Consider the following 18,921-nt stretch of genomic DNA (forward strand, 5'->3'; position numbering starts at 1 on the left):
GGTCCGGTCCAGGGACGGGGTCGGGCCGGGTCAGGGTGCTTTGTGGCGTCCGGTCGGCCGGAAGGGCGCCCCGCCGGGCTTCGTCGGCCGGCGGGGCGCCCTGTTCCGGGGAGGGTCAGGCCTCCGGGCCCTCGTCCGTCATGCCGTGCACGGCCGGGACGGTGCCGAGGCGGCCCTTCTGGAAGTCCTCGAACGCCTGCATGAGTTCGTCCTTGGTGTTCATGACGAAGGGGCCGTAGTGGGCCATCGGCTCGCGGATCGGGCGGCCGCCGAGGAGCACGACCTCCAGGTCCGGCGTGTTGCCGTCCTGCCGCTCGTCCGCGCGCACGGTCAGCGCGGAACCGGCGCCGAAGACGGCCGTCTGGCCCGTGTGGACGGGACGCCGCTCCTCGCCGACGCTGCCGCGGCCCGCCAGCACGTACGCCAGCCCGTTGAAGTCCTCCCGCCAGGGCAGCGTGATCTCCGCGCCGGGCGCGAGCGTCGCGTGGACCATGGTGATCGGGGTGTGGGTGATGCCGGGGCCCTCGTGGCCGTCCAGCTCACCGGCGATCACCCGGAGCAGCGCGCCGCCGTCCGGCGAGGTCAGCAGCTGGACGCTGCCGGCCCGGATGTCCTGGTAGCGGGGGGCCATCATCTGGGAAGCCCTCGCCCTCGTACCCGCTCGGCGCGGTGGTGACGGTGAGCACCTTGCGCGCCACGGCATCGGCGGGAGCGGTCACACGGGGCAGCGTCAACGGGTTCTCGACGGTCACTGCAGGCATGGTGGCTACCTCCTTCGTACGCTCACATTAGTTGAGCATTGAACTTCTTGCCACTCACAACAGGACGGGCCCGGAGGGAATTCCCTCCGGGCCCGCGCGACGACGAGTCTCAGCCGATCAGCCGTACGCCCCTCAGCCGTACATCCGGCGCATCGCGAAGTCGACCATCTGCTCGACGGCCTTCGCGTCGAACACCATCCGGTGCTCGCCCTCCATGTCCAGGACGAAGCCGTAGCCGGTCGGCAGCAGGTCGATCACCTCGGCGCCGGTGATCACGAAGTACTTGGACTCCTTGCCGGCGTACCGCCGCAGCTCCTTGAGCGAGGTGAACATCGGGATCACCGGCTGCTGGGTGTTGTGCAGGGCGAGGAAGCCGGGGGTGTCACCGCGCGGGCAGTACACCTTCGACGACGCGAAGATCTGCTGGAAGTCCTCGGGGGACATCTGACCGGTGGTGAACGCGCGCACCGCGTCCGCGAGCGACGGCGGGGACGGCTCCGGATAGAGCGGCGGCTGCTGGCCGTACCCGCCGGCCCCGCCCGCCATCTGCTGCTGCCCCGACGTGTACTGCTGCTGCGCGGCGCCGCCGTCCATGGGCTGGCCGTATCCGTACATGGGCGCAAGCGTACCGAGATCCGGGGCGCCGCAGGGATGGACCCGAAAGGCCCACAGGAGTAGACCCTTCTCACACTTGGCCGGACTGGGGTTGCGTCTTATTACCGGCGGGTAGCATCATCGTAGCTACTTATTGGTACGTGAAACAGATGCGAGGAGTCAGTGCCTCGCCGATCCCTCAACGGAGCCGTCGCCATGGGGCACTACAAGTCGAATCTCCGCGACATCGAGTTCAACCTCTTCGAAGTACTCGGGCGCGACAAGGTGTACGGCACCGGCCCGTTCGAGGAGATGGACGTCGAGACCGCCAAGAGCATCCTGGAGGAGATGACCCGCCTCTCGGAGAACGAGCTGGCCGAGTCCTTCGCCGACGCCGACCGCAACCCGCCGGTCTTCGACCCGGAGACCAACACGGCGCCGGTCCCGGCCTCCTTCAAGAAGAGCTACCAGTCCTTCATGGACTCCGAGTACTGGCGCCTCGGCCTGCCCGAGGAGATCGGCGGCACCACCTCGCCGCGCTCCCTGATCTGGGCCTACGCCGAGCTGATCCTGGGCGCCAACCCGGCCGTGTGGATGTACTCCTCCGGCCCCGCGTTCGCCGGCATCCTCTTCGAGGAGGGCAACGAGGTCCAGAAGCACATCGCCTCGATCGCCGTGGAGAAGCAGTGGGGCTCCACGATGGTGCTCACCGAGCCCGACGCGGGCTCCGACGTGGGCGCCGGCCGCACCAAGGCGGTCCAGCAGGAGGACGGCTCCTGGCACATCGAGGGCGTGAAGCGCTTCATCACCTCGGGTGAGCACGACATGTCGGAGAACATCCTCCACTACGTGCTCGCGCGCCCCGAGGGCGCCGGCCCCGGCACCAAGGGCCTGTCCCTCTTCCTCGTGCCGAAGTACGAGTTCGACTTCGAGACCGGCGAGCTGGGCGAGCGCAACGGCGTCTACGCCACCAACGTCGAGCACAAGATGGGCCTGAAGGCCTCCAACACGTGCGAGATGACCTTCGGCGACCGCCACCCCGCCAAGGGCTGGCTGATCGGCGACAAGCACGACGGCATCCGCCAGATGTTCCGCATCATCGAGTTCGCCCGCATGATGGTCGGCACGAAGGCGATCTCCACGCTGTCCACCGGCTACCTGAACGCCCTGGAGTACGCCAAGGAGCGCGTCCAGGGTCCGGACCTGGCCAACTTCATGGACAAGGCCGCGCCCAAGGTCACCATCACCCACCACCCCGACGTGCGCCGCTCGCTGATGACGCAGAAGGCGTACGCCGAGGGCATGCGCGCCCTGGTGATGTACACCGCCTCGATCCAGGACGCGATCCAGATCAAGGAGGCGAACGGCGAGGACGCCTCCGCCGACCACGCCCTCAACGACCTGCTGCTGCCCGTCGTCAAGGGTTACGGCTCCGAGAAGGCGTACGAGCAGCTGGCCCAGTCGCTGCAGACCTTCGGCGGCTCCGGCTTCCTCCAGGAGTACCCGATCGAGCAGTACATCCGGGACTCCAAGATCGACACCCTCTACGAGGGCACCACCGCGATCCAGGGCCAGGACTTCTTCTTCCGCAAGATCGTCCGCAACCAGGGCGCCGCGCTGAACTCGCTCGCCGAGGACATCAAGAAGTTCCTGGCGCTCGGCACCGGCGGCGAGGAGCTGGCCGGCGCCCGCGAGCAGCTGGCCAAGGCCGCCGTGGAGCTGGAGGCGATCGTCGGCCTGATGCTGACCGACCTCGCCGCCACCCAGGACGACGCCAAGAACATCTACAAGGTCGGCCTGAACACCACCCGCCTGCTGCTCGCCTCCGGCGATGTCATCATCGGCTACCTGCTGCTCAAGGGTGCCGCCGTCGCCGCCGAGAAGCTCGCCACGGCCTCCGCGAAGGACAAGGCGTTCTACACCGGCAAGATCGCCGCCGCGAAGTTCTTCGCCGCGAACGTCCTGCCGGGCGTCACCCTGGCCCGCAAGCTCTCCACGGGCGTCGAGCTAGACCTGATGGAGCTGGACGAGGCCGCGTTCTAGAACACGGAACGGCGCCTTTCCACGACGCCGGTTCCGGACGTTCCGGACGTCCCCGTCGTTTCCGCGCACGGGCCCGCTCCCCTTACCGGGAGCGGGCCCGTACCCGTCGTTAAGGTGAATCCCATGAGCGCACCCTCCCGCCCGTCGCCCGCCGCCACCCCTCCAGCGAGCGCTGCGCGCGCCTCTCTCACCTTCGGCCGCGACCACACCGACGACCTGATGTCCTTCCTGGCGGCCAGCCCGTCGCCGTACCACGCCGTGGCGAACGTCGCCGAGCGGCTGGAGAAGGCCGGCTTCAGGCAGGTCGCGGAGACGGACGCCTGGGACGGCACCAGCGGCGGCCGGTACGTGCTGCGCGGCGGCGCGATCATCGCCTGGTACGTCCCCGAGGACGCCGCGCCGCACACGCCGTTCCACATCGTCGGCGCGCACACCGACTCCCCCAACCTGCGGGTCAAGCCGCGCCCGGACACCGGCGCGCACGGCTGGCGGCAGGTCGCCGTGGAGGTCTACGGCGGCCCGCTGATGAACTCCTGGCTGGACCGCGACCTGGGCCTGGCCGGCCGGCTGACCCTGCGCGACGGCTCCACCGTCCTGGTCGACGTGGACCGGCCGCTGCTGCGGGTGCCGCAGCTCGCCATCCATCTGGACCGCTCGGTCAGCAGCGAGGGCCTCAAGCTGGACAAGCAGCGCCACCTCCAGCCCGTGTGGGGCCTCGGCGACGAGGTGCTCGACGGTGACCTGATCTCCTTCCTGGAGCAGGAGGCCGGCCTGGACGCGCACGCGGTGGCCGGCTGGGACCTGATGACGTACCCGGTGGAGGCACCGGCCTACCTCGGCCGGGACCGCGAACTGGTCGCCGGGCCCCGCATGGACAACCTGCTGTCCGTGCACGCGGGCGCCGCCGCGCTGGCCGCCGCCGCGACCTCCGGCGCCCCGCTCACCCGCATCCCGGTGCTGGCCGCCTTCGACCACGAGGAGAACGGCTCGCAGTCCGACACCGGCGCGGACGGCCCGCTGCTCGGCTCCGTCCTGGAGCGCTCGGTGTTCGCCCGCGGCGGCACCTACGAGGACCGTGCCCGCGCCTTCGCCGGCACCGTGTGCCTCTCCTCCGACACCGGGCACGCCGTGCACCCCAACTACGCGGAGCGGCACGACCCGACGCACCACCCGCGCGTCAACGGCGGCCCGATCCTCAAGGTGAACGTCAACAACCGCTACGCCACGGACGGTTCGGGCCGCGCGGTGTTCGCCGCCGCCTGCGAGAAGGCCGGTGTCCCCTTCCAGTCGTTCGTCTCCAACAACTCCATGCCCTGCGGCACCACCATCGGCCCGATCACCGCGGCCCGGCACGGCATCCGCACCGTCGACATCGGCGTGGCCATCCTCTCCATGCACAGCGCCCGCGAACTGTGCGGCGCCGACGACCCGTTCCTCCTCGCCAACGCCCTGACGGCCTTCCTGGAGGGCTAGCCCGCGGGGACCTCCGAAAGGCCGGTCGTGGCGGCCTTTCGGAGGGGCGGCTTTCGAACTGCCGCCGTGCGCAGGGCTATTCGGGGCCGCACCGGGTACCCGGACGGGACCGGAGATTCCGGCACCGAAAGGGGAGGCGAAGCCTCATGGGGCTCGGCGGATGCATCATCCTCATCGCCGTGGGGGCCATCCTCACGTTCGCGACCGACTGGCACATGCACGGCGTCAATCTCACCGTCGTCGGCCTGATCCTGATGGCCGTCGGACTGATCGGCGTCGCCACGTTCAGCGGTATCGCACGGCGCCGGCGGGTCGTCGTACCGCCCGCGACGCCGATCGTGGAGGAGGACCCCCACCGCCATCACCACACCGGTGACGGCTACACCGACGGCTACGGCGTCTGAGACCCGCTCTCCTGCTCGTCCATGCCCGCCAGGACGAGCGGCAGACGGTCCGTCGCACCCTCGGTGAGGCGGACCGGGACACCCCAGTCCTGCTGGTGGACATGGCACGCGGGGTACTCGTTGTCCCCGTCGTCGTCGCAGGACGCGGCCATCGCGGATATGTGCAACACCCCTTCCCGGACGGCCGCGTCGAGCTCCAGTTCACGGCTCAGACCGGTGCCCGCTCCCTCGCCCTGGAGCAGCAGCTCGGGCGGGGTCGAGGAGACCAGCAGGCGGGTGGAGGGGCCGTACCGGGTGTCCAGCTTCTGGCCGCGCGGGGCCTGGAAGACGACGTCGAGCCGCAGCCGGCCGGGGGCGACCTCGGTGGCCGCGCGCCGGGTGCGGTGGGCCACCGACTCCACGCGCACCGCCTCCTCCGGCAGCCGCAGCCGGGTCAGCCGGTGCCGGGCCGACTCCACCACCACGATGTCCTCGCCGACGAGCACCGCGTCGCTGGGCTCGCGCAGATCCGTGGCGAGCGTGGTCACCTCGCCGCTCGCCGGGTCGTACCGGCGCAGGGCGTGGTTGTAGGTGTCGGCGACCGCGACCGAGCCGTCCGGCAGCGCGGTGACGCCCAACGGGTGCTGGAACAGCGCCTGTCCGGCCGCGCCGTCCCGGTGCCCGAAGTCGAACAGACCGGTGCCGACCGCGGTGTGCACCGCCCCGTCGGGGTCCACCCAGCGCAGGGCGCTGGTCTCGGAGTCGGCGAGCCAGAGCCGGTCGGCGGTGGCCGCGAGTCCGGAGGGCTGGGCGAACCACGCCTCGGTGGCGGGGCCGTCGACCAGTCCCTCGTTGGTGGTGCCGGCCGCGACGGCGACCGTGCCGTCCCCGGGGTCGTACGTCCACAGCTGGTGGACGCCCGCCATGGCGATCCACACCCTGCCCTGCCACCAGGCGACGTCCCAGGGCGAGGAGAGGTCGACCTCGCGGGCCGGTCCCGAGGTGGCGGCCCCCTGCATCCACTGGCGCCCGGTGCCCGCGAGGGTCGTGGTGCGGCCCGTCCCGGGGTCGAAGCGGCGCAGGGCGTGATTGACGGTGTCCGCGACCACCACACTGCCGTCGGGCAGCAGGGCCAGCCCCTGCGGCTCCTGGAATCGGGCGCGGTCCTCGGGACCGTCGGCCAGCCCCCGGCCGCCCTGGCCGATGCGCCGGACGACCGTCTCCCCGTCCGCCGCCAGCTCCACCAGCTGGTGCCGGGTGGTGTCGCTGACCAGCAGATTCCCGGACGGCAGCAGGAGGGCCTTGCCCGGGAAGCGCAGGGTCGTCGGCTCCGGCTCCGGCGGGACGTACGGTCCGTCACCGCGGCGCAGTGTGCCCTTCGCGCCGTGCTCGGCCTCCAGCTCGGTCACTAGCCGCTCGATGGCGTGCACATGCCCCTCGCCCGCGTGCTGGGCGACGACATACCCCTCCGGGTCGATCACCACGAGCGTCGGCCAGGCGCGCACCGCGTACTGCTTCCAGGTGGCCAGCTCGGGGTCGTCCAGCACCGGGTGCGCCACGCCGTACCGCTCCACCGCGTCCACGACCGCGGCGTGCTCCGCCTCGTGCGCGAATTTGGGGGAGTGCACGCCGATCACCACCACGGTGTCCGGGTGCCGGTGCTCCAGCTCGCGCAGCTCGTCGAGGACGTGCAGGCAGTTGATGCAGCAGAAGGTCCAGAAGTCCAGGACGACGATGCGGCCGCGCAGGTCGGACAGGGTGTACGCGCGGTCGCCCGTGTTCAGCCAGCCGCCCTTGCCGGTCAGCTCGGGGGCACGGACGCGGGGGCGCCGGGGTGGTGCGAAATCGGTCATGGCCCAAGGGTGCCACCGCGCCCCGGCATCCCGCTCGGCCTGTGGACAACCCTGGACATCCGCCCGTAACGCCTGTGGAAAAGCGGCCCGCGCACGGCGAATCGCCCCGCGCCCGCCGTGATGAATCCGCCGAAGCTGGGAAGGCCTCAGGACATGAGATTCCTGGTACGCGACCGGCTCCTCGGCATCGGCGAAGACTATTGGATCGAGGACGAGCACGGCCGCAAGGTCTTCCTCGTCGACGGCAAGGCCATGCGGCTGCGGGACACCTTCGAGCTGAAGGACGCCCAGGGCCGGGTCCTGATCGACATCCACCAGAAGATGTTCGCGCTGCGCGACACGATGGTGATCGAACGGGACGGCGAGGGCCTCGCCACCATCAAGCGGAAGCGGCTGTCGCTGCTGCGCAACCACTACCGCGTCGCGCTGGCCGACGGCTCCGAACTGGACGTCAGCGGCAAGATCCTCGACCGCGAGTTCGTCGTCGAGTACGACGACGAGGTGCTGGCCGTGATCTCCCGGCGCTGGCTGCACCTGCGGGAGACGTACGGCGTGGACGTCGTACGCGAGGACGTGGACCCGGCGCTGCTCATCGCGGTGGCGGTGTGCGTGATCCACCTCGCGGAGAAGGAGCGGGAGGACGACTGACGTGCCGTCGGCGGGGCCGGCGCGCGGGCCGTCGGCGGGGCCGGCGGTGCGCCTGCTGCCGGCGGGGCCGGTGCGCTGGCGGGCCCCGCTATCGCCGGGGCGGCGCCAGCCCCAGGACGCGGTCCTTGAGCGCGGGGAACTGCTCGCGCGTCGCCGCCACCTTCGCCGGGTCGAGGTCGACCGTGAGGACCTCCTCGCCCGCACCGGCCTCGGCCAGCACCTCGCCCCAGGGGTCCACCACGATCGAGTGGCCCGCCTGCGGAACTCCCGCGTGCGTCCCGGCCGTTCCACAGGCGAGCACGAACGCCTGGTTCTCCACCGCCCGTGCCCGGGCCAGCAGCGTCCAGTGCGCGCGTCGCCGCTCGGGCCAGCCCGCCGGGAGCACCAGCAGCTCGGCGCCGGAGTCGACCAGCGTGCGGAAGAGTTCGGGGAAGCGCAGGTCGTAGCAGGTGCCGAGGCCGAGTGTGGTGCCGGGCAGCGGGACCGTCACCGGCTCCCGTCCCGCGCCCATCAGCACGGCCTCGCCCTGGTCGAAGCCGAAGCGGTGGATCTTGCGGTAGGCGGCGGCCAGTTCACCGGAGGGGGAGAGGACGAGGGAGGTGTTGTAGAGGGTCCCGTCGTCCGGCCCGGAGCCGTCGGCGGACGCCGCGCGCTCGGGGATCGACCCGGCGTGCAGCCACACGCCCGCGTCGGCCGCGGCCTCGGCCATCGCCTCGTACGTCGGTCCGCGCAGCGGCTCGGCCTCGCGGCCGAAGTCCTCGTAGGCGAAGGCGCCGGTGGTCCACAGCTCGGGCAGCACCACCAGATCGGCCCCGGCCTGGGCCCGGACCAGCGCGGCCGCGCGCTTTCTGCGCGAGGCGGGCGATTCGCCCTCGTCGACGGCGATCTGGATCAGAGAGGCGCGCACACTACCACCGTCCTGGCATTCGAGTCGTCCATACGGGCCTACGATCGTCACGCGAAAGCACTGCCGGGGTGCCTGCCAGCAGCGTAACTTAGCTTCCCAGACACCCGCCGACGTGCAGCCGCCGCCCGCTGGCACCGCCGCCGCAACCTGCCCGTGTACCGACCGCCGAGGGGTCCCGTTCCGTGAGTCTGCATCCCACCCTCCAGCCCTACGCCGACGCCTGGACGCACTCCGTCGACGCGATATCAGAGATGGTGCAGCCACTGGCCGAGTCCGAGTGGAACCGGCGGACACCGTGCCCGGGATGGTCGGTACGCGATGTCGTCTCGCACGTCATCGGCCTGGACTGCGAACTGCTCGGCGACCCGCGCCCCATCCACTCCCTGCCGCGCGACCTCTTCCATGTCACCAACGAGCACCAGCGCTACATGGAGATGCAGGTCGACGTCCGCCGCCATCACACGGCGCCGGAGATGACGGCCGAACTGGAGTACACGGTCATCCGCCGCAACCGCCAGATGCGCAACGAGAACCGCGAGCCCGGCGCCACCGTGCGCGGCCCGATGGGCAGGGAGATCACCCTCGAACACGCCTACCGTACGCGGGCCTTCGACGTCTGGGTGCACGAACAGGACCTGCGTACGGCCCTCGGCCGCCCCGGCAACCTCGACTCGCCCGGCGCGTACGTCACCCGCGACCTCCTGCTGGACGTCCTGCCGAAGATCGTGGCGAAGGACGCGGACGCGCCGCGCAGTTCGGCCGTCGTCTTCGATGTGCACGGCCCCGTGGAGTTCCTGCGCACCGTCCGCGTCGACATCCAGGGCCGCGGCACCCTGGAGACCGCCCCGGCGCTCGGCCCGGTGGCCTCCCTCTCCCTCGACTGGGAGACCTATGTGCGGCTGGCCTGCGGCCGGGTGACCCCCGAGGCGGTGGCGGACCGCGTCAAGACGGAGGGCGACCAGGAGCTGGCGGAGGCCATCCTGCGGAACTTCGCGGTGACGCCCTGACGTCATGGCTCTGCGGCGCCGTGACCCCGTGATGCAGTGACCCCGTGATGCAGTGACCCCGTGATGCCATGCTGCCGTGCTGCCATGACCCGGTGATGCCGCGAGCGGCCCTTGTCCGGACGGGACTTGAGGGCGCCGGCAATTCGGTGGTGGCGGTCGGGGCGGCCTTCTAGCGTTGCCCGGTATGACCATCGACCTGCCCCGGCTCACCCGGCTCACCTTCCACGGCCCCCTCTCAAAGGCCCGCGCGACCGCCATGGTCCAGCGGCTCGCGGCCGGCCGGCCCCGCACCGTGCTGGACATCGGCTGCGGCTGGGCCGAGTTGCTGCTCCGGGTGCTGGACGCCGTACCGGAGGCCACCGGAACCGGCGTCGACCTGAACGCCGGGGATCTCGCCCGCGCCCGGAAGAACGCCGAGGAACGCGGGCTCGGCCACCGGGTGGAGTTCGCCGAGGAGTCCGCCGTGGGGACCGGCCGGGGCCCCGCCGACCTGGTGCTCTGTCTCGGCGCGACCCAGGCCCTCAGCGAGGCCGAGCCGCCGACCGCCGAGGCCCTGCGCGCGCTGCGGCGCCTGGTGACCGACCGGGGCCGGGTGCTGGTCGGCGAGGGTTTCTGGCAGCGGCCGCCCACCGAGGCCGAGTTGTCCGGCATGTGGCCGGGCGCCGCCCCGGACGACCACGACGACCTCGGGGGGCTGCTCGGCCTCGCGGTCGAGGCCGGTTTCCGCCCGGAGTGGACCGAGACGGCGAGCCCCCAGGAGTGGGAGGAGTTCGAGTCGGGCTACCAGGCGGACCTGGAGGTCTGGCTCGCCCGGCACCCCGGTCATCCGCTGGCGCCCGAGACCCGCGCCCGCCTGGACCGGCACCGCGGCCAGTGGATGAGCTACCGGGGCGTCCTCGGTATCGCGTACCTCACCCTCGTACCCGATCTGCGCTGACCGGGAGCCGGACGGCCGCCTCAGGCGGGTACGTGCACCGTCTCCACCCGGCTGGCCACCAGCCGCTCGCGCTCACGGCGGGCCGCCCGGGCCCGCAGCCGCAGGATCTGGCTGAGGCCGATCGCCTGGAGGACGAACACCGCGCTGAACGCCACCTGGTAGTCGTCCCCCGTCGCGTCCAGCAGCACACCGATCGCGAGCAGGGTGGTCATCGAGGCGATGAAACCGCCCATGTTGGTGATGCCGGACGCGGTGCCCTGACGCTCGGGCGGATTGGCCGGGCGGGAGAAGTCGAATCCGATCATCGAGGCGGGCCCGCAGGCGCCGAGCACCGCGCACAGGACGATCAGCAGCCACATCGGCGCGTGCGGCGCGGGGTAGGCCAGCGTCGCCGCCCACAGCAGCGCGGTCGCCGCCACCGTGCACAGCGCGAGCGGCAGCCGGGCGGTGTGGTGCCGGGCGATGACCTGGCCGTAGACCAGCCCCACCACCATGTTCGAGAGCACGACGAGGGTCAGCAGCTCCCCGGCCGTGGCCCGGCTGAGCCCCTCCGACTCGACCAGGAACGGCAGGCCCCACAGCAGCAGGAAGACCATCGCCGGGAACTGGGTGGTGAAGTGCACCCACATCCCGAGCCGGGTGCCCGGCTCCCGCCACGCCTCGGCGATCTGCCGGCGGACGTAGGCGGAGCCCTGGTGCGCGGACGGCGCGGGTTCGTGGCCCTCGGGGTGGTCCTTCAGGAACAGCAGCGTCAGTACGAGGACGACCGCGCCGGCGAGCGCGCTGCCGGCGAACGCCTGCGTCCAGCCGATGCTGTGCAGCAGCCGGGCCAGGACGAGGGTGGAGACGAGGTTGCCCGCCATGCCGACCAGGGCGGCGAGCTGCGCGACCAGGGGGCCGCGGCGGGCCGGGAACCAGCGGGTGCCCAGGCGCAGCACGCTGATGAACGTCATCGCGTCACCGCAGCCCAGCAGCGCCCGGGAGGCGAGCGCGGTGCCGTACGACGGCGAGAAGGCGAAGCCCAGCTGCCCGATCGTGAACAGGACGGCGCCCAGGGCCAGCACCTTCTTGGTGCCGAGGCGGTCGACCATCAGGCCGACGGGTATCTGCATGCCGGCGTAGACCAGCAGCTGGAGTATGGAGAAGGTGGACAGCGCCGAGGCGTTCACATGGAAGCGGTCGGCCGCGTCGAGACCCGCCACGCCCAGCGAGGTGCGGAAGATGACGGCGACGAAGTAGACCGCGACGCCTATGGACCACACGCCGACGGCCCGGACGCCGCCCGGCGGGTCACCCGGAAGGGTGAGCTTGTTCATCGGACCTCACCCCGCGCGAGCAGCGACACCCGGCTCACATGCCGGTGCACGACCCCGACGGCCGCCTCCGCGTCCCCGGCCCGCAGCGCCTCAAGGATCTCCTCGTGCTCGGCGAGCGTGGTGGCCACCCGGTCGGGGTGGGAGTACATGACGGCGACGCCCATCCGCAGCTGGCGGTCGCGCAGCTGGTCGTAGAGGCGCGCCAGGATCTCGTTGCCCCCGCTGCGGACGATCTCCGCGTGGAAGCAGCGGTCGGTCACCGCGGCCTCGGCCAGCTCCCCGGCGGCGACCTGCGCCTTCTGCCGCTCCAGCAGCTCGGCCAGCCGCTCCAGCAGGCCCGGCGGCGCGGGTACGGCCTTGCGCGCGGCGTGCTCCTCCACCAGCAGCCGGGTCTCCACCACGTCGGAGATCTCCTGCGCGGAGACCGGCAGGACCAGGGCGCCCTTCTTCGGGTAGAGCCGGATCAGGCCCTCGACCTCCAGCCGCAGCAGCGCCTCCCGCACGGGCGTGCGCGACACGCCCACGGCCTCGGCCAGCTCGCCCTCGGTGAGCAGGGTGCCGCCCTCGTAGCTCCGGTCGAGGACGCTCTGTTTGACGTGCGTATAGACGCGGTCGGCGGCGGGTGGCTGTTTGGCGGGAGGGGCGGAATGCGGGACGGCCGTCTTCATGCCCACAGGATAGATACAACAGGTACGCAACACGCGCCGGCGTCCACGATGTGGACGTGACGCGCCTCTCCCCCGACTGGACGCACAACCTTCTGTGCTACCTACGTGTCAGACAGATGCGGCCCTTTTCTCTGAGCATCTCAACTCGGCCGCATCCAGGGGCATTCCAGACAATCGGGGTATTCACTTTGATTACCGGCATCAAGGGCATCCGCCTCCGCCGAGCCACCGCCGTCGCGATCACCTCCGGTGCGCTGATCGCCACCGGCGCCCTGACCGCGGCACCCGCGCAGGCCGTCACCGCGCCCTCCATCGGGGCCAAGGGCGGCTACGTGATGAACAACGGGAGCGGTTCGACCCTCTACACCAAGGCCGCGGACACCAAGCGGTCCACCGGGTCCACGACCAAGATCATGACGGCCAAGGTCGTACTGGCGCAGAAGAACCTGAACCTCAACGCCACGGTGACGATCCAGAAGGCGTACAGCGACTACGTCGTCAAGAACAACGCCTCCCAGGCCCATCTGATCGTCGGCGACAAGGTGACCGTCCGCCAGCTGCTGTACGGGCTGATGCTGCCGTCCGGCTGCGACGCCGCCTACGCCCTCGCGGACAAGTACGGCTCCGGCTCCAGCCGCGCCGCCCGCGTGTCGAACTTCATCGGCAAGATGAACAGCGCCGCCAAGAGCCTCGGCCTGAAGAACACGCACTTCGATTCCTTCGACGGCATCGGCAACGGCAAGAACTACTCGACGCCGCGCGACCTGACGAAGATCGCCAGCAGCGCGATGAAGAACGCGACGTTCCGCACCGTCGTCGGGACCAAGTCGTACACGGCCAAGACGAAGACCAAGTCCGGCGGCACCCGCACGATGGGCGCCTGGGTCAACACCAACGGTCTGCTCAAGAGCTACAGCGGCACCATCGGTGTGAAGACCGGCTCCGGCCCCGAGGCCGGCTACTGCCTGGTCTTCGCCGCCACCCGCCACGGCAAGACCGTCATCGGCACCGTCCTGTCCTCCACCTCCATCCCCCAGCGCGAGTCGGACGCCACGAAGCTCCTCAACTACGGCTTCGCCAAGCTCGGCTGACCACCGACGCCGGTCCGCCGGCTCACCCGCGCCACCACCGGGCCCGTCGCATCCAGCGGCGGGCCCGTCGCGCTGCCCGGGACGGGGCGGGCCCGCCGGAGCCGGGAGGCCACCGGAGCCGGGAGGCCACCGGAGCCACCGGAGCCGCCGGAGCCGGAGGAGCCGGAGGAGCCGGAGGGCCGGTCGGGGTGCCGCGATGAAGCGAATGGTGCTAGCTTCATTAGCACCATGTTGCTGCGCCTGGACACCACCGACACCCGCCCCCTGCACGAGCAGGTCGCGGCGGCCGTCCGACGGGCCATCGCCGAGGGCGAATGCCGTGCCGGCGAGCGCCTGCCCTCCGCCCGCGATCTCTCCACGGCCCTGGACCTCAACGTCAACACCGTCCTGCGCGGCCTGCGCGAACTGCGCGACGAGGGCCTGCTGGAGTTCCGCCGCGGCCGGGGCATCACCGTCGCCGAAGGTGCCGCGGCCCCCCGCTCGGGGCTCCGGATCAAGGTGCGGGAGCTGGTGGCCGAGGCATCCCGGCTGGGGTACAGCCGGACCGATCTCATCGACATGATCCGGGAGTTGTCATGACGGACGGGCACGACGGGGGACGCGGCCGGCGCCGTGCCGCGCGCTGGGCACTGGCGGGCGGCACGGCGGTCGTCGCCGCACTGGTCGCCGGGCTGCCCTGGCTCCAGCGGGACCGGCTCCCCGACCGGCTGGCCACCCACTGGAGCGGCGGACCGGCACCCGACGGCTCGATGCCCCTGTGGTCGGCCTCCCTGATACCGGCCGCGGTCTGGCTAATGCTCGCCCTCGCGCTGAGCGTGCGGTGGCGCCGCTCCTGGGCGCGCCCCCGCTCCTGGCTGCCGATCGCCCTCGCCCCCACCGGTGTCGTCCTCGTCGGCGCCCAGGTCTGCGTCGTGCGGGCGAACCTCGATCGCGCCGACTGGCACCAGGCGCGCCAGCCGGTCTGGTGGCTCGCCGTCACCCTGGCTCTCGCCGCGGTGGCCGGGGTGCTCGCCTGGCGGCTGACCGTCCGGGTCACCGCCACCGCGCCCCGGGCCGGGACCCCGGAGCTGGACCTGGCGCGGGACGAGCGCCTGGTCTGGTTTTCCCGCACGGCCAACCCCTGGCTCCAGTCGCTGTCGGCGGTGGCCTGCCTGGTCGCCGCCGGCGCGGCGCTGGGCCTGGCACTGGGTCTGGCGCCCGCCGCGGCGCTCTGGCCGGTGTGCGCCGCCTGTGCCGCCGTCGCCCTCGCGGGCGGTATCTCCTCCTCGGTCCGGGCGAAGGTCTCGGAGGCGGGACTGGAGGTCTCCTTCGGCCCCCTCGGCTGGCCCGTCCGCCGCTGGGCCCCGGACGCCCTGGAGTCCGCCCGCGCCGAGCGGCGTCTGCCCTCCCAGGTCGGCGGCTGGGGCTACCGGTTCAGCGGCCTCGGCACCACGGTCATGCTCCGCGCCGGTGACTGCCTGGTCGTACGCCCCCGGGGCCGGCGTTCCGACTTCGCGGTGAGCGTGGACGACGCGGAACGGGGCGCGGCCCTGCTGAACGCCCTCCGCGCGCGCCGGGCCGCTGCCGGCCGGTGAACCGTGTGCCCGTGCCCTGTCCTCTCCGGCCCCCTCTACTGCGCGGCTGCTCGCGGCAGTCGGTCGTAGGCCGTGAAGGTGTACGACGCGTCGTACGTCATCAGGTTTCCCCCGGCCGCGGGCAGGCCGAGGCGGTGGTCGAAGAGCGGGGCGAGCGGGCCGCAGTGCTCGGCGGCGGGGGCGGTGAAGGTGTCGTCGTAGGCCGTGAAGGTGTACGACGCGTCGTACGTCATCAGGTTTCCCCCGGCCGCGGGCAGGCCGAGGCGGTGGTCGAGGAGCGGGGCGAGCGGGCCGCAGTGCTCGGCGGCGGGGACGGTGAAGGTGTCGTCGTAGGCCGAGAACTCGATCAGCGGCGGGTCCTGGGAGACCCGGGTGGAGGGGCCCGAGCGCTTCAGCCGGAAGTCGACGGGCGCGGTGGCGCCGATGGTGCAGCCCGGCGCCGGCAGGCGGCCGAGGAGCCGGAAGCGGAGACTGAACGTGCCGGCGTAGAAGTCGGACCGGCCCCCGTACTCGGGCTGTATCGCGAGGCCCCGGACGCCCGGCACGGCCGTCGGCGTGCTGTGCATCGCGCCCCACACCTGCCCGTCACCGCCGTCCGGCAGGGGCCCCTCGGCGTGGGTCATGGTGACCGGGGCGAGCCGCACCGTCACCTTCCCGAGGGTCAGCACCGGTGCGGCGGTGTGCACTTCGCATCTCCAGCGGGCCGGGTCGGCCCCGCCGGGCAGGGGCGGGCAGTCACGGAAGCCGGCCGTGGGCACGGCGGACGCGGCGGCCCGGGGCGCGGCGACCGCGACACCGGGCGCGCACACCGCCGCCGTACCGGCGAGGACGGCCGCACCCGCGACGGCGGCGACGCGGCGGACGGACCCGCGCCGCCCGAAGGCGGAACGGCGGACGGGGCCCGAACCGGCCCCGGCGGCAGTGGATTTCGTCATGCCACCAGCCTGCCGCCGACCGCCGCGCCCTCACCATCCGTGCCCCCCCCTGGCGAGACCCTGATCCACCCCTGACCGTGCGTCAGGGACCGGGCGGGAAAAGCTCAGGGATCGTCTCCACCCCCTTCCGTGATTCCGGGCCGAATTGCGGCAAGCGCATCCTTTCCGTCCGAACCACCGACGAACTCCCGCCATATACCGGCGCGGTGCCAGAAGCGGCCATATTCGGTTCAGGAAAAGCCGGCGAGGCGTACAACCGTTCGCAGGTGTCACATGTCTTTCTTGCGAGCCAACAGGCTCACTACATCGTTCAGAGCCCGCATACCCCCCATGCATCGTGCGCGCGGCTCTCTCCACGTGGGGAACACAGATGCGTATTCGTGCCAGCCTGGCCGCCGCGACGGTGTCCGGCGCCGTGGCGCTCACCGCGCTTCTCGCTCCCGCCGCGCAGGCGGCGGACAGCCCGAGGATCCCTCAGGGCTTCACCTCGAAGCCGTCCCTCGGACGCAACGCGCCGGCCGACGAGAAGCAGGGTGACATCCAGATCACCAAGGTCACCGACAACGCCGACAAGGACGTCGTCGTCGGCCTCGGCAAGAAGACCTTCAACATCTACGTCACGGCCACGGACCCGTCCGGGATCTACACCGCCGACGCCATGCTGTGGCACGGCACCAACCTGGACAACGACGTGGACGGCGCGCTCTACACGGACACCGGCGAGACCAACGCCACCTGCGACAACTGGAGCGCCACGAGCGCCACCTGCAAGATCACGATCACCGCCGTGCCGGGCACCGACCTGTACGACAGCGCCCTGAACGGCAAGTGGAACGTGGCCGTCTACGCGGTCGCCAACAACGGCGACTACGTCGAGACGGACGTCTACAAGAACCGCTGGGTCAAGCGTGCCGCCGGCTTCAGCGGTTTCAACGCCGCTCCGGAGCCCGTCACCAAGGGCAAGTCCATCACGGTCACCGGCACCCTCAACCGTGCCAGCTGGTCGTACATGAAGTACTACGGCTACGGCAGCCAGTCCGTGCAGCTGCAGTTCAAGCCCGCGAACAGCAGCACCTACAGCACGGTGAAGACGGTCAAGAGCTCGTCCACCGGCTACCTGAAGACCACCGTCACCGCCTCGGTGGACGGCACCTGGCGCTTCCACTACGCCGGTAACGCCAACTCCTCCGTCGCGGACGCCTACGACTACGTCGACGTGCGCTGACCCCTCGCCGCGGACGGCGGCATGAACGAAGGCCCTGTGGAGCGGTCCACAGGGCCTTCGGTTCTATGCGGAGGGGCCGGTCACGCCCAGGTGATCAGCCGCTTCGGCTGCTCCAGGACCGCGGCCACGTCGGCCAGGAACCTGGAGCCCAGCTCGCCGTCGACGAGGCGGTGGTCGAAGCTCAGCGCGAGGGTGGTCACCTGGCGCGGCTTGACCTTGCCCTTGTGGACCCACGGCTGGAGCTTGATCGCGCCGATGGCGAGGATCGCCGACTCGCCCGGGTTGAGGATCGGCGTGCCGGTGTCGACGCCGAAGACGCCGACATTGGTGATCGTCACCGTGCCGCCCTGCATGGCGGACGGGGAGGTCTTGCCCTCGCGCGCCGTGGACACCAGCTCGCCGAGGGAGTCGGCCAGCTGGGGCAGCGTCTTGGCGTGCGCGTCCTTGATGTTCGGCACGATCAGGCCGCGCGGGGTGGCCGCCGCGATGCCCAGGTTGACGTAGTGCTTGACCACGATCTCCTGGTCGGCCTCGTCCCAGGACGCGTTGATGTCCGGGTTGCGCTTGATCGCGACCAGCAGGGCCTTGGCGATCAGCAGCAGCGGGTTGACCCGCCTGCCTTGCATCTCCTTGTCCTGCTTCAGCTCCTCGACCAGCTTCATGGTCCGGGTCACGTCCACCGTCACGAACTCCGTGACGTGCGGGGCCGTGAACGCCGAGCCGACCATCGCCGTCGCGGTCGCCTTGCGCACGCCCTTGACGGGGAGACGGGTCTCGCGGGCGCCGTCGTACGACGCCACGGGGGCGGGCGCGGCCGGAGCCGCCGCCACCGGCGCGGGCGCGGTCACGGCCGCCGGTGCGGCCGCCGCGTGCACGTCCTCGCGGGTGATGATCCCGTCCGGGCCGGACGGGGTGACCGCGGTCAGGTCGACGCCGAGGTCCTTGGCCAGCTTGCGCACCGGGGGCTTGGCCAGCGGGCGGGGGCTGTCCGCCGCCGGGGTGTGGCCGTTCAGCTCGGGCTGGGCGGGCGCCGGGACGGTGACCTCGGGGCCCTTGCGCGGGCGGCGCTTGGTCGCGGAGGTCGACACGCCGTAGCCCACCAGGACCGGCTGACGAGCCGCGGGCTTCGCCTCCTCGGCCGGAGCCGGAGCCGCGGACGGGGCCGCAGCCGAAGCCTCCGGGGCCGCCTCAGCCGCGGGCGCCGCCGCCTCGGCCTGCGCCGGGACCGGAGCCGGGGCCCCGCCCGCCACCCGCACCGTGATGATCGCCGTACCCACGTCGACCGTGGTCCCCTCGGGGAACCGCAGCTCGCTGACCACGCCGTCGTAGGGGATGGGCAGTTCGACGGCCGCCTTGGCGGTCTCGACCTCGCACACCACCTGGCCGTCGGTGACCGTGTCGCCCGGCTGGACGTACCACTTGAGGATCTCGGCCTCGGTCAGGCCCTCGCCCACGTCGGGCATCTTGAACTCGCGTACGGACGCGTCCGTCATCGTCGTCACGACC

17 protein-coding genes and 1 pseudogene are annotated in these 18,921 nt (G+C 71.7%); 10 read left to right on the forward strand and 8 right to left on the reverse strand.

The window, feature by feature from the left end; genetic code table 11:
- Nucleotides 1-115: 115 nt before the first annotated feature.
- A pseudogene (locus tag QHG49_RS17120) lies at nucleotides 116-761 on the reverse strand (pirin family protein).
- Nucleotides 762-893: 132 nt separating this feature from the next.
- The gene (locus QHG49_RS17125) at nucleotides 894-1,376 is read right to left on the reverse strand and encodes an SseB family protein (protein ID WP_037650207.1); all 483 of its coding nucleotides are present in this window, start codon (nucleotides 1,374-1,376) and stop codon (nucleotides 894-896) included.
- 195 nt (nucleotides 1,377-1,571) lie between these two features.
- Here QHG49_RS17125 and QHG49_RS17130 point away from each other — a divergent pair, with 195 nt between their 5' ends.
- The 3 genes from QHG49_RS17130 to QHG49_RS17140 all read left to right on the forward strand — a co-directional run bounded on the left by QHG49_RS17130 (nucleotide 1,572) and on the right by QHG49_RS17140 (nucleotide 5,275).
- On the forward strand, nucleotides 1,572-3,398 hold the full coding sequence (locus QHG49_RS17130; protein ID WP_145486938.1) for an acyl-CoA dehydrogenase: 1,827 nt from the start codon (nucleotides 1,572-1,574) through the stop codon (nucleotides 3,396-3,398).
- A gap of 123 nt (nucleotides 3,399-3,521) precedes the next feature.
- Nucleotides 3,522-4,871 carry a M18 family aminopeptidase gene (locus QHG49_RS17135; RefSeq protein ID WP_301490214.1) on the forward strand — a complete coding sequence of 450 codons (1,350 nt, stop codon included), beginning with the start codon at nucleotides 3,522-3,524 and terminating at the stop codon, nucleotides 4,869-4,871.
- A gap of 146 nt (nucleotides 4,872-5,017) precedes the next feature.
- The gene (locus tag QHG49_RS17140) at nucleotides 5,018-5,275 is read left to right on the forward strand and encodes a DUF6458 family protein (RefSeq protein WP_145486937.1); all 258 of its coding nucleotides are present in this window, start codon (nucleotides 5,018-5,020) and stop codon (nucleotides 5,273-5,275) included.
- Here the strand turns inward: QHG49_RS17140 and QHG49_RS17145 are convergent.
- A complete protein-coding gene (locus QHG49_RS17145; RefSeq protein WP_301490215.1) occupies nucleotides 5,263-7,107 on the reverse strand; it encodes an NHL domain-containing thioredoxin family protein in 1,845 nt (614 codons plus the stop codon). The two genes, QHG49_RS17140 and QHG49_RS17145, sit on opposite strands and share 13 nt — an antisense overlap.
- Before the next feature lie 153 nt (nucleotides 7,108-7,260).
- Here QHG49_RS17145 and QHG49_RS17150 point away from each other — a divergent pair, with 153 nt between their 5' ends.
- Entirely contained in the window at nucleotides 7,261-7,755 is a 495-nt protein-coding gene (locus QHG49_RS17150) for an LURP-one-related/scramblase family protein (RefSeq protein ID WP_145486935.1), read from the forward strand.
- Between the two features lie 88 nt (nucleotides 7,756-7,843).
- Here the strand turns inward: QHG49_RS17150 and QHG49_RS17155 are convergent, their stop codons facing one another.
- Nucleotides 7,844-8,662, reverse strand: a complete 819-nt coding sequence (locus tag QHG49_RS17155; RefSeq protein ID WP_301490216.1) for a carbon-nitrogen family hydrolase — start codon at nucleotides 8,660-8,662, stop codon at nucleotides 7,844-7,846.
- Between the two features lie 182 nt (nucleotides 8,663-8,844).
- On the opposite strand from QHG49_RS17155, the gene QHG49_RS17160 reads away from it, so the two are divergent.
- Together QHG49_RS17160 and QHG49_RS17165 are read left to right on the forward strand one after the other, a co-directional pair.
- Nucleotides 8,845-9,669 (forward strand): maleylpyruvate isomerase family mycothiol-dependent enzyme, encoded by an 825-nt coding sequence (locus QHG49_RS17160; protein ID WP_301490217.1) that lies wholly within the window; start codon nucleotides 8,845-8,847, stop codon nucleotides 9,667-9,669.
- A 184-nt stretch (nucleotides 9,670-9,853) separates the two neighbouring features.
- Nucleotides 9,854-10,606: a cyclopropane-fatty-acyl-phospholipid synthase family protein gene (locus QHG49_RS17165; RefSeq protein ID WP_301490218.1), complete on the forward strand. Its 753-nt coding sequence runs from the start codon at nucleotides 9,854-9,856 to the stop codon at nucleotides 10,604-10,606.
- Nucleotides 10,607-10,626: 20 nt separating this feature from the next.
- On the opposite strand, the gene QHG49_RS17170 is transcribed toward QHG49_RS17165, so the two are convergent.
- Together QHG49_RS17170 and QHG49_RS17175 are read right to left on the reverse strand one after the other, a co-directional pair.
- The gene (locus QHG49_RS17170) at nucleotides 10,627-11,922 is read right to left on the reverse strand and encodes a nitrate/nitrite transporter (RefSeq protein ID WP_145486931.1); all 1,296 of its coding nucleotides are present in this window, start codon (nucleotides 11,920-11,922) and stop codon (nucleotides 10,627-10,629) included.
- Nucleotides 11,919-12,590 carry a GntR family transcriptional regulator gene (locus QHG49_RS17175; protein WP_159703232.1) on the reverse strand — a complete coding sequence of 224 codons (672 nt, stop codon included), beginning with the start codon at nucleotides 12,588-12,590 and terminating at the stop codon, nucleotides 11,919-11,921. Before QHG49_RS17175 ends, QHG49_RS17170 begins: the two co-directional genes overlap by 4 nt.
- A gap of 188 nt (nucleotides 12,591-12,778) precedes the next feature.
- Between QHG49_RS17175 and QHG49_RS17180 the strand changes: the two genes are divergently transcribed.
- From QHG49_RS17180 to QHG49_RS17190, 3 genes are all read left to right on the forward strand, one after another.
- Nucleotides 12,779-13,681: a D-alanyl-D-alanine carboxypeptidase family protein gene (locus QHG49_RS17180; protein WP_145486929.1), complete on the forward strand. Its 903-nt coding sequence runs from the start codon at nucleotides 12,779-12,781 to the stop codon at nucleotides 13,679-13,681.
- A 228-nt stretch (nucleotides 13,682-13,909) separates the two neighbouring features.
- Entirely contained in the window at nucleotides 13,910-14,260 is a 351-nt protein-coding gene (locus tag QHG49_RS17185) for a GntR family transcriptional regulator (RefSeq protein WP_159703229.1), read from the forward strand.
- Nucleotides 14,257-15,255 carry a DUF1648 domain-containing protein gene (locus QHG49_RS17190; protein WP_301490219.1) on the forward strand — a complete coding sequence of 333 codons (999 nt, stop codon included), beginning with the start codon at nucleotides 14,257-14,259 and terminating at the stop codon, nucleotides 15,253-15,255. Before QHG49_RS17185 ends, QHG49_RS17190 begins: the two co-directional genes overlap by 4 nt.
- A 35-nt stretch (nucleotides 15,256-15,290) precedes the next feature.
- Here the strand turns inward: QHG49_RS17190 and QHG49_RS17195 are convergent, their stop codons facing one another.
- Nucleotides 15,291-16,190: a hypothetical protein gene (locus QHG49_RS17195; protein ID WP_301490220.1), complete on the reverse strand. Its 900-nt coding sequence runs from the start codon at nucleotides 16,188-16,190 to the stop codon at nucleotides 15,291-15,293.
- Nucleotides 16,191-16,560: 370 nt separating this feature from the next.
- On the opposite strand from QHG49_RS17195, the gene QHG49_RS17200 reads away from it, so the two are divergent.
- The gene (locus QHG49_RS17200) at nucleotides 16,561-17,415 is read left to right on the forward strand and encodes a calcium-binding protein (RefSeq protein WP_301490221.1); all 855 of its coding nucleotides are present in this window, start codon (nucleotides 16,561-16,563) and stop codon (nucleotides 17,413-17,415) included.
- Nucleotides 17,416-17,495: 80 nt separating this feature from the next.
- Here the strand turns inward: QHG49_RS17200 and QHG49_RS17205 are convergent, their stop codons facing one another.
- Nucleotides 17,496-18,917, reverse strand: coding sequence for a dihydrolipoamide acetyltransferase family protein (locus QHG49_RS17205; RefSeq protein WP_301490222.1), 1,422 nt, complete (start codon nucleotides 18,915-18,917; stop codon nucleotides 17,496-17,498).
- Nucleotides 18,918-18,921 lie beyond the last annotated feature (4 nt).

Source organism: Streptomyces sp. WP-1, assembly GCF_030450125.1.
Classification (GTDB): Bacteria; Actinomycetota; Actinomycetes; order Streptomycetales; family Streptomycetaceae; genus Streptomyces; species Streptomyces incarnatus.

Excerpts from the sequence above, each read along its gene's own strand:
- QHG49_RS17125 (WP_037650207.1), bottom strand. The coding sequence starts at position 1,376 with ATGTACGGATACGGCCAGCCCATGGACGGCGGCGCCGCGCAGCAGCAG.
- QHG49_RS17130 (WP_145486938.1), top strand. The coding sequence starts at position 1,572 with ATGGGGCACTACAAGTCGAATCTCCGCGACATCGAGTTCAACCTCTTC.
- QHG49_RS17135 (WP_301490214.1), top strand. The coding sequence starts at position 3,522 with ATGAGCGCACCCTCCCGCCCGTCGCCCGCCGCCACCCCTCCAGCGAGC.
- QHG49_RS17140 (WP_145486937.1), top strand. The coding sequence starts at position 5,018 with ATGGGGCTCGGCGGATGCATCATCCTCATCGCCGTGGGGGCCATCCTC.
- QHG49_RS17145 (WP_301490215.1), bottom strand. The coding sequence starts at position 7,107 with ATGACCGATTTCGCACCACCCCGGCGCCCCCGCGTCCGTGCCCCCGAG.
- QHG49_RS17150 (WP_145486935.1), top strand. The coding sequence starts at position 7,261 with ATGAGATTCCTGGTACGCGACCGGCTCCTCGGCATCGGCGAAGACTAT.
- QHG49_RS17165 (WP_301490218.1), top strand. The coding sequence starts at position 9,854 with ATGACCATCGACCTGCCCCGGCTCACCCGGCTCACCTTCCACGGCCCC.
- QHG49_RS17170 (WP_145486931.1), bottom strand. The coding sequence starts at position 11,922 with ATGAACAAGCTCACCCTTCCGGGTGACCCGCCGGGCGGCGTCCGGGCC.
- QHG49_RS17175 (WP_159703232.1), bottom strand. The coding sequence starts at position 12,590 with ATGAAGACGGCCGTCCCGCATTCCGCCCCTCCCGCCAAACAGCCACCC.
- QHG49_RS17185 (WP_159703229.1), top strand. The coding sequence starts at position 13,910 with ATGTTGCTGCGCCTGGACACCACCGACACCCGCCCCCTGCACGAGCAG.
- QHG49_RS17190 (WP_301490219.1), top strand. The coding sequence starts at position 14,257 with ATGACGGACGGGCACGACGGGGGACGCGGCCGGCGCCGTGCCGCGCGC.
- QHG49_RS17195 (WP_301490220.1), bottom strand. The coding sequence starts at position 16,190 with ATGACGAAATCCACTGCCGCCGGGGCCGGTTCGGGCCCCGTCCGCCGT.
- QHG49_RS17200 (WP_301490221.1), top strand. The coding sequence starts at position 16,561 with ATGCGTATTCGTGCCAGCCTGGCCGCCGCGACGGTGTCCGGCGCCGTG.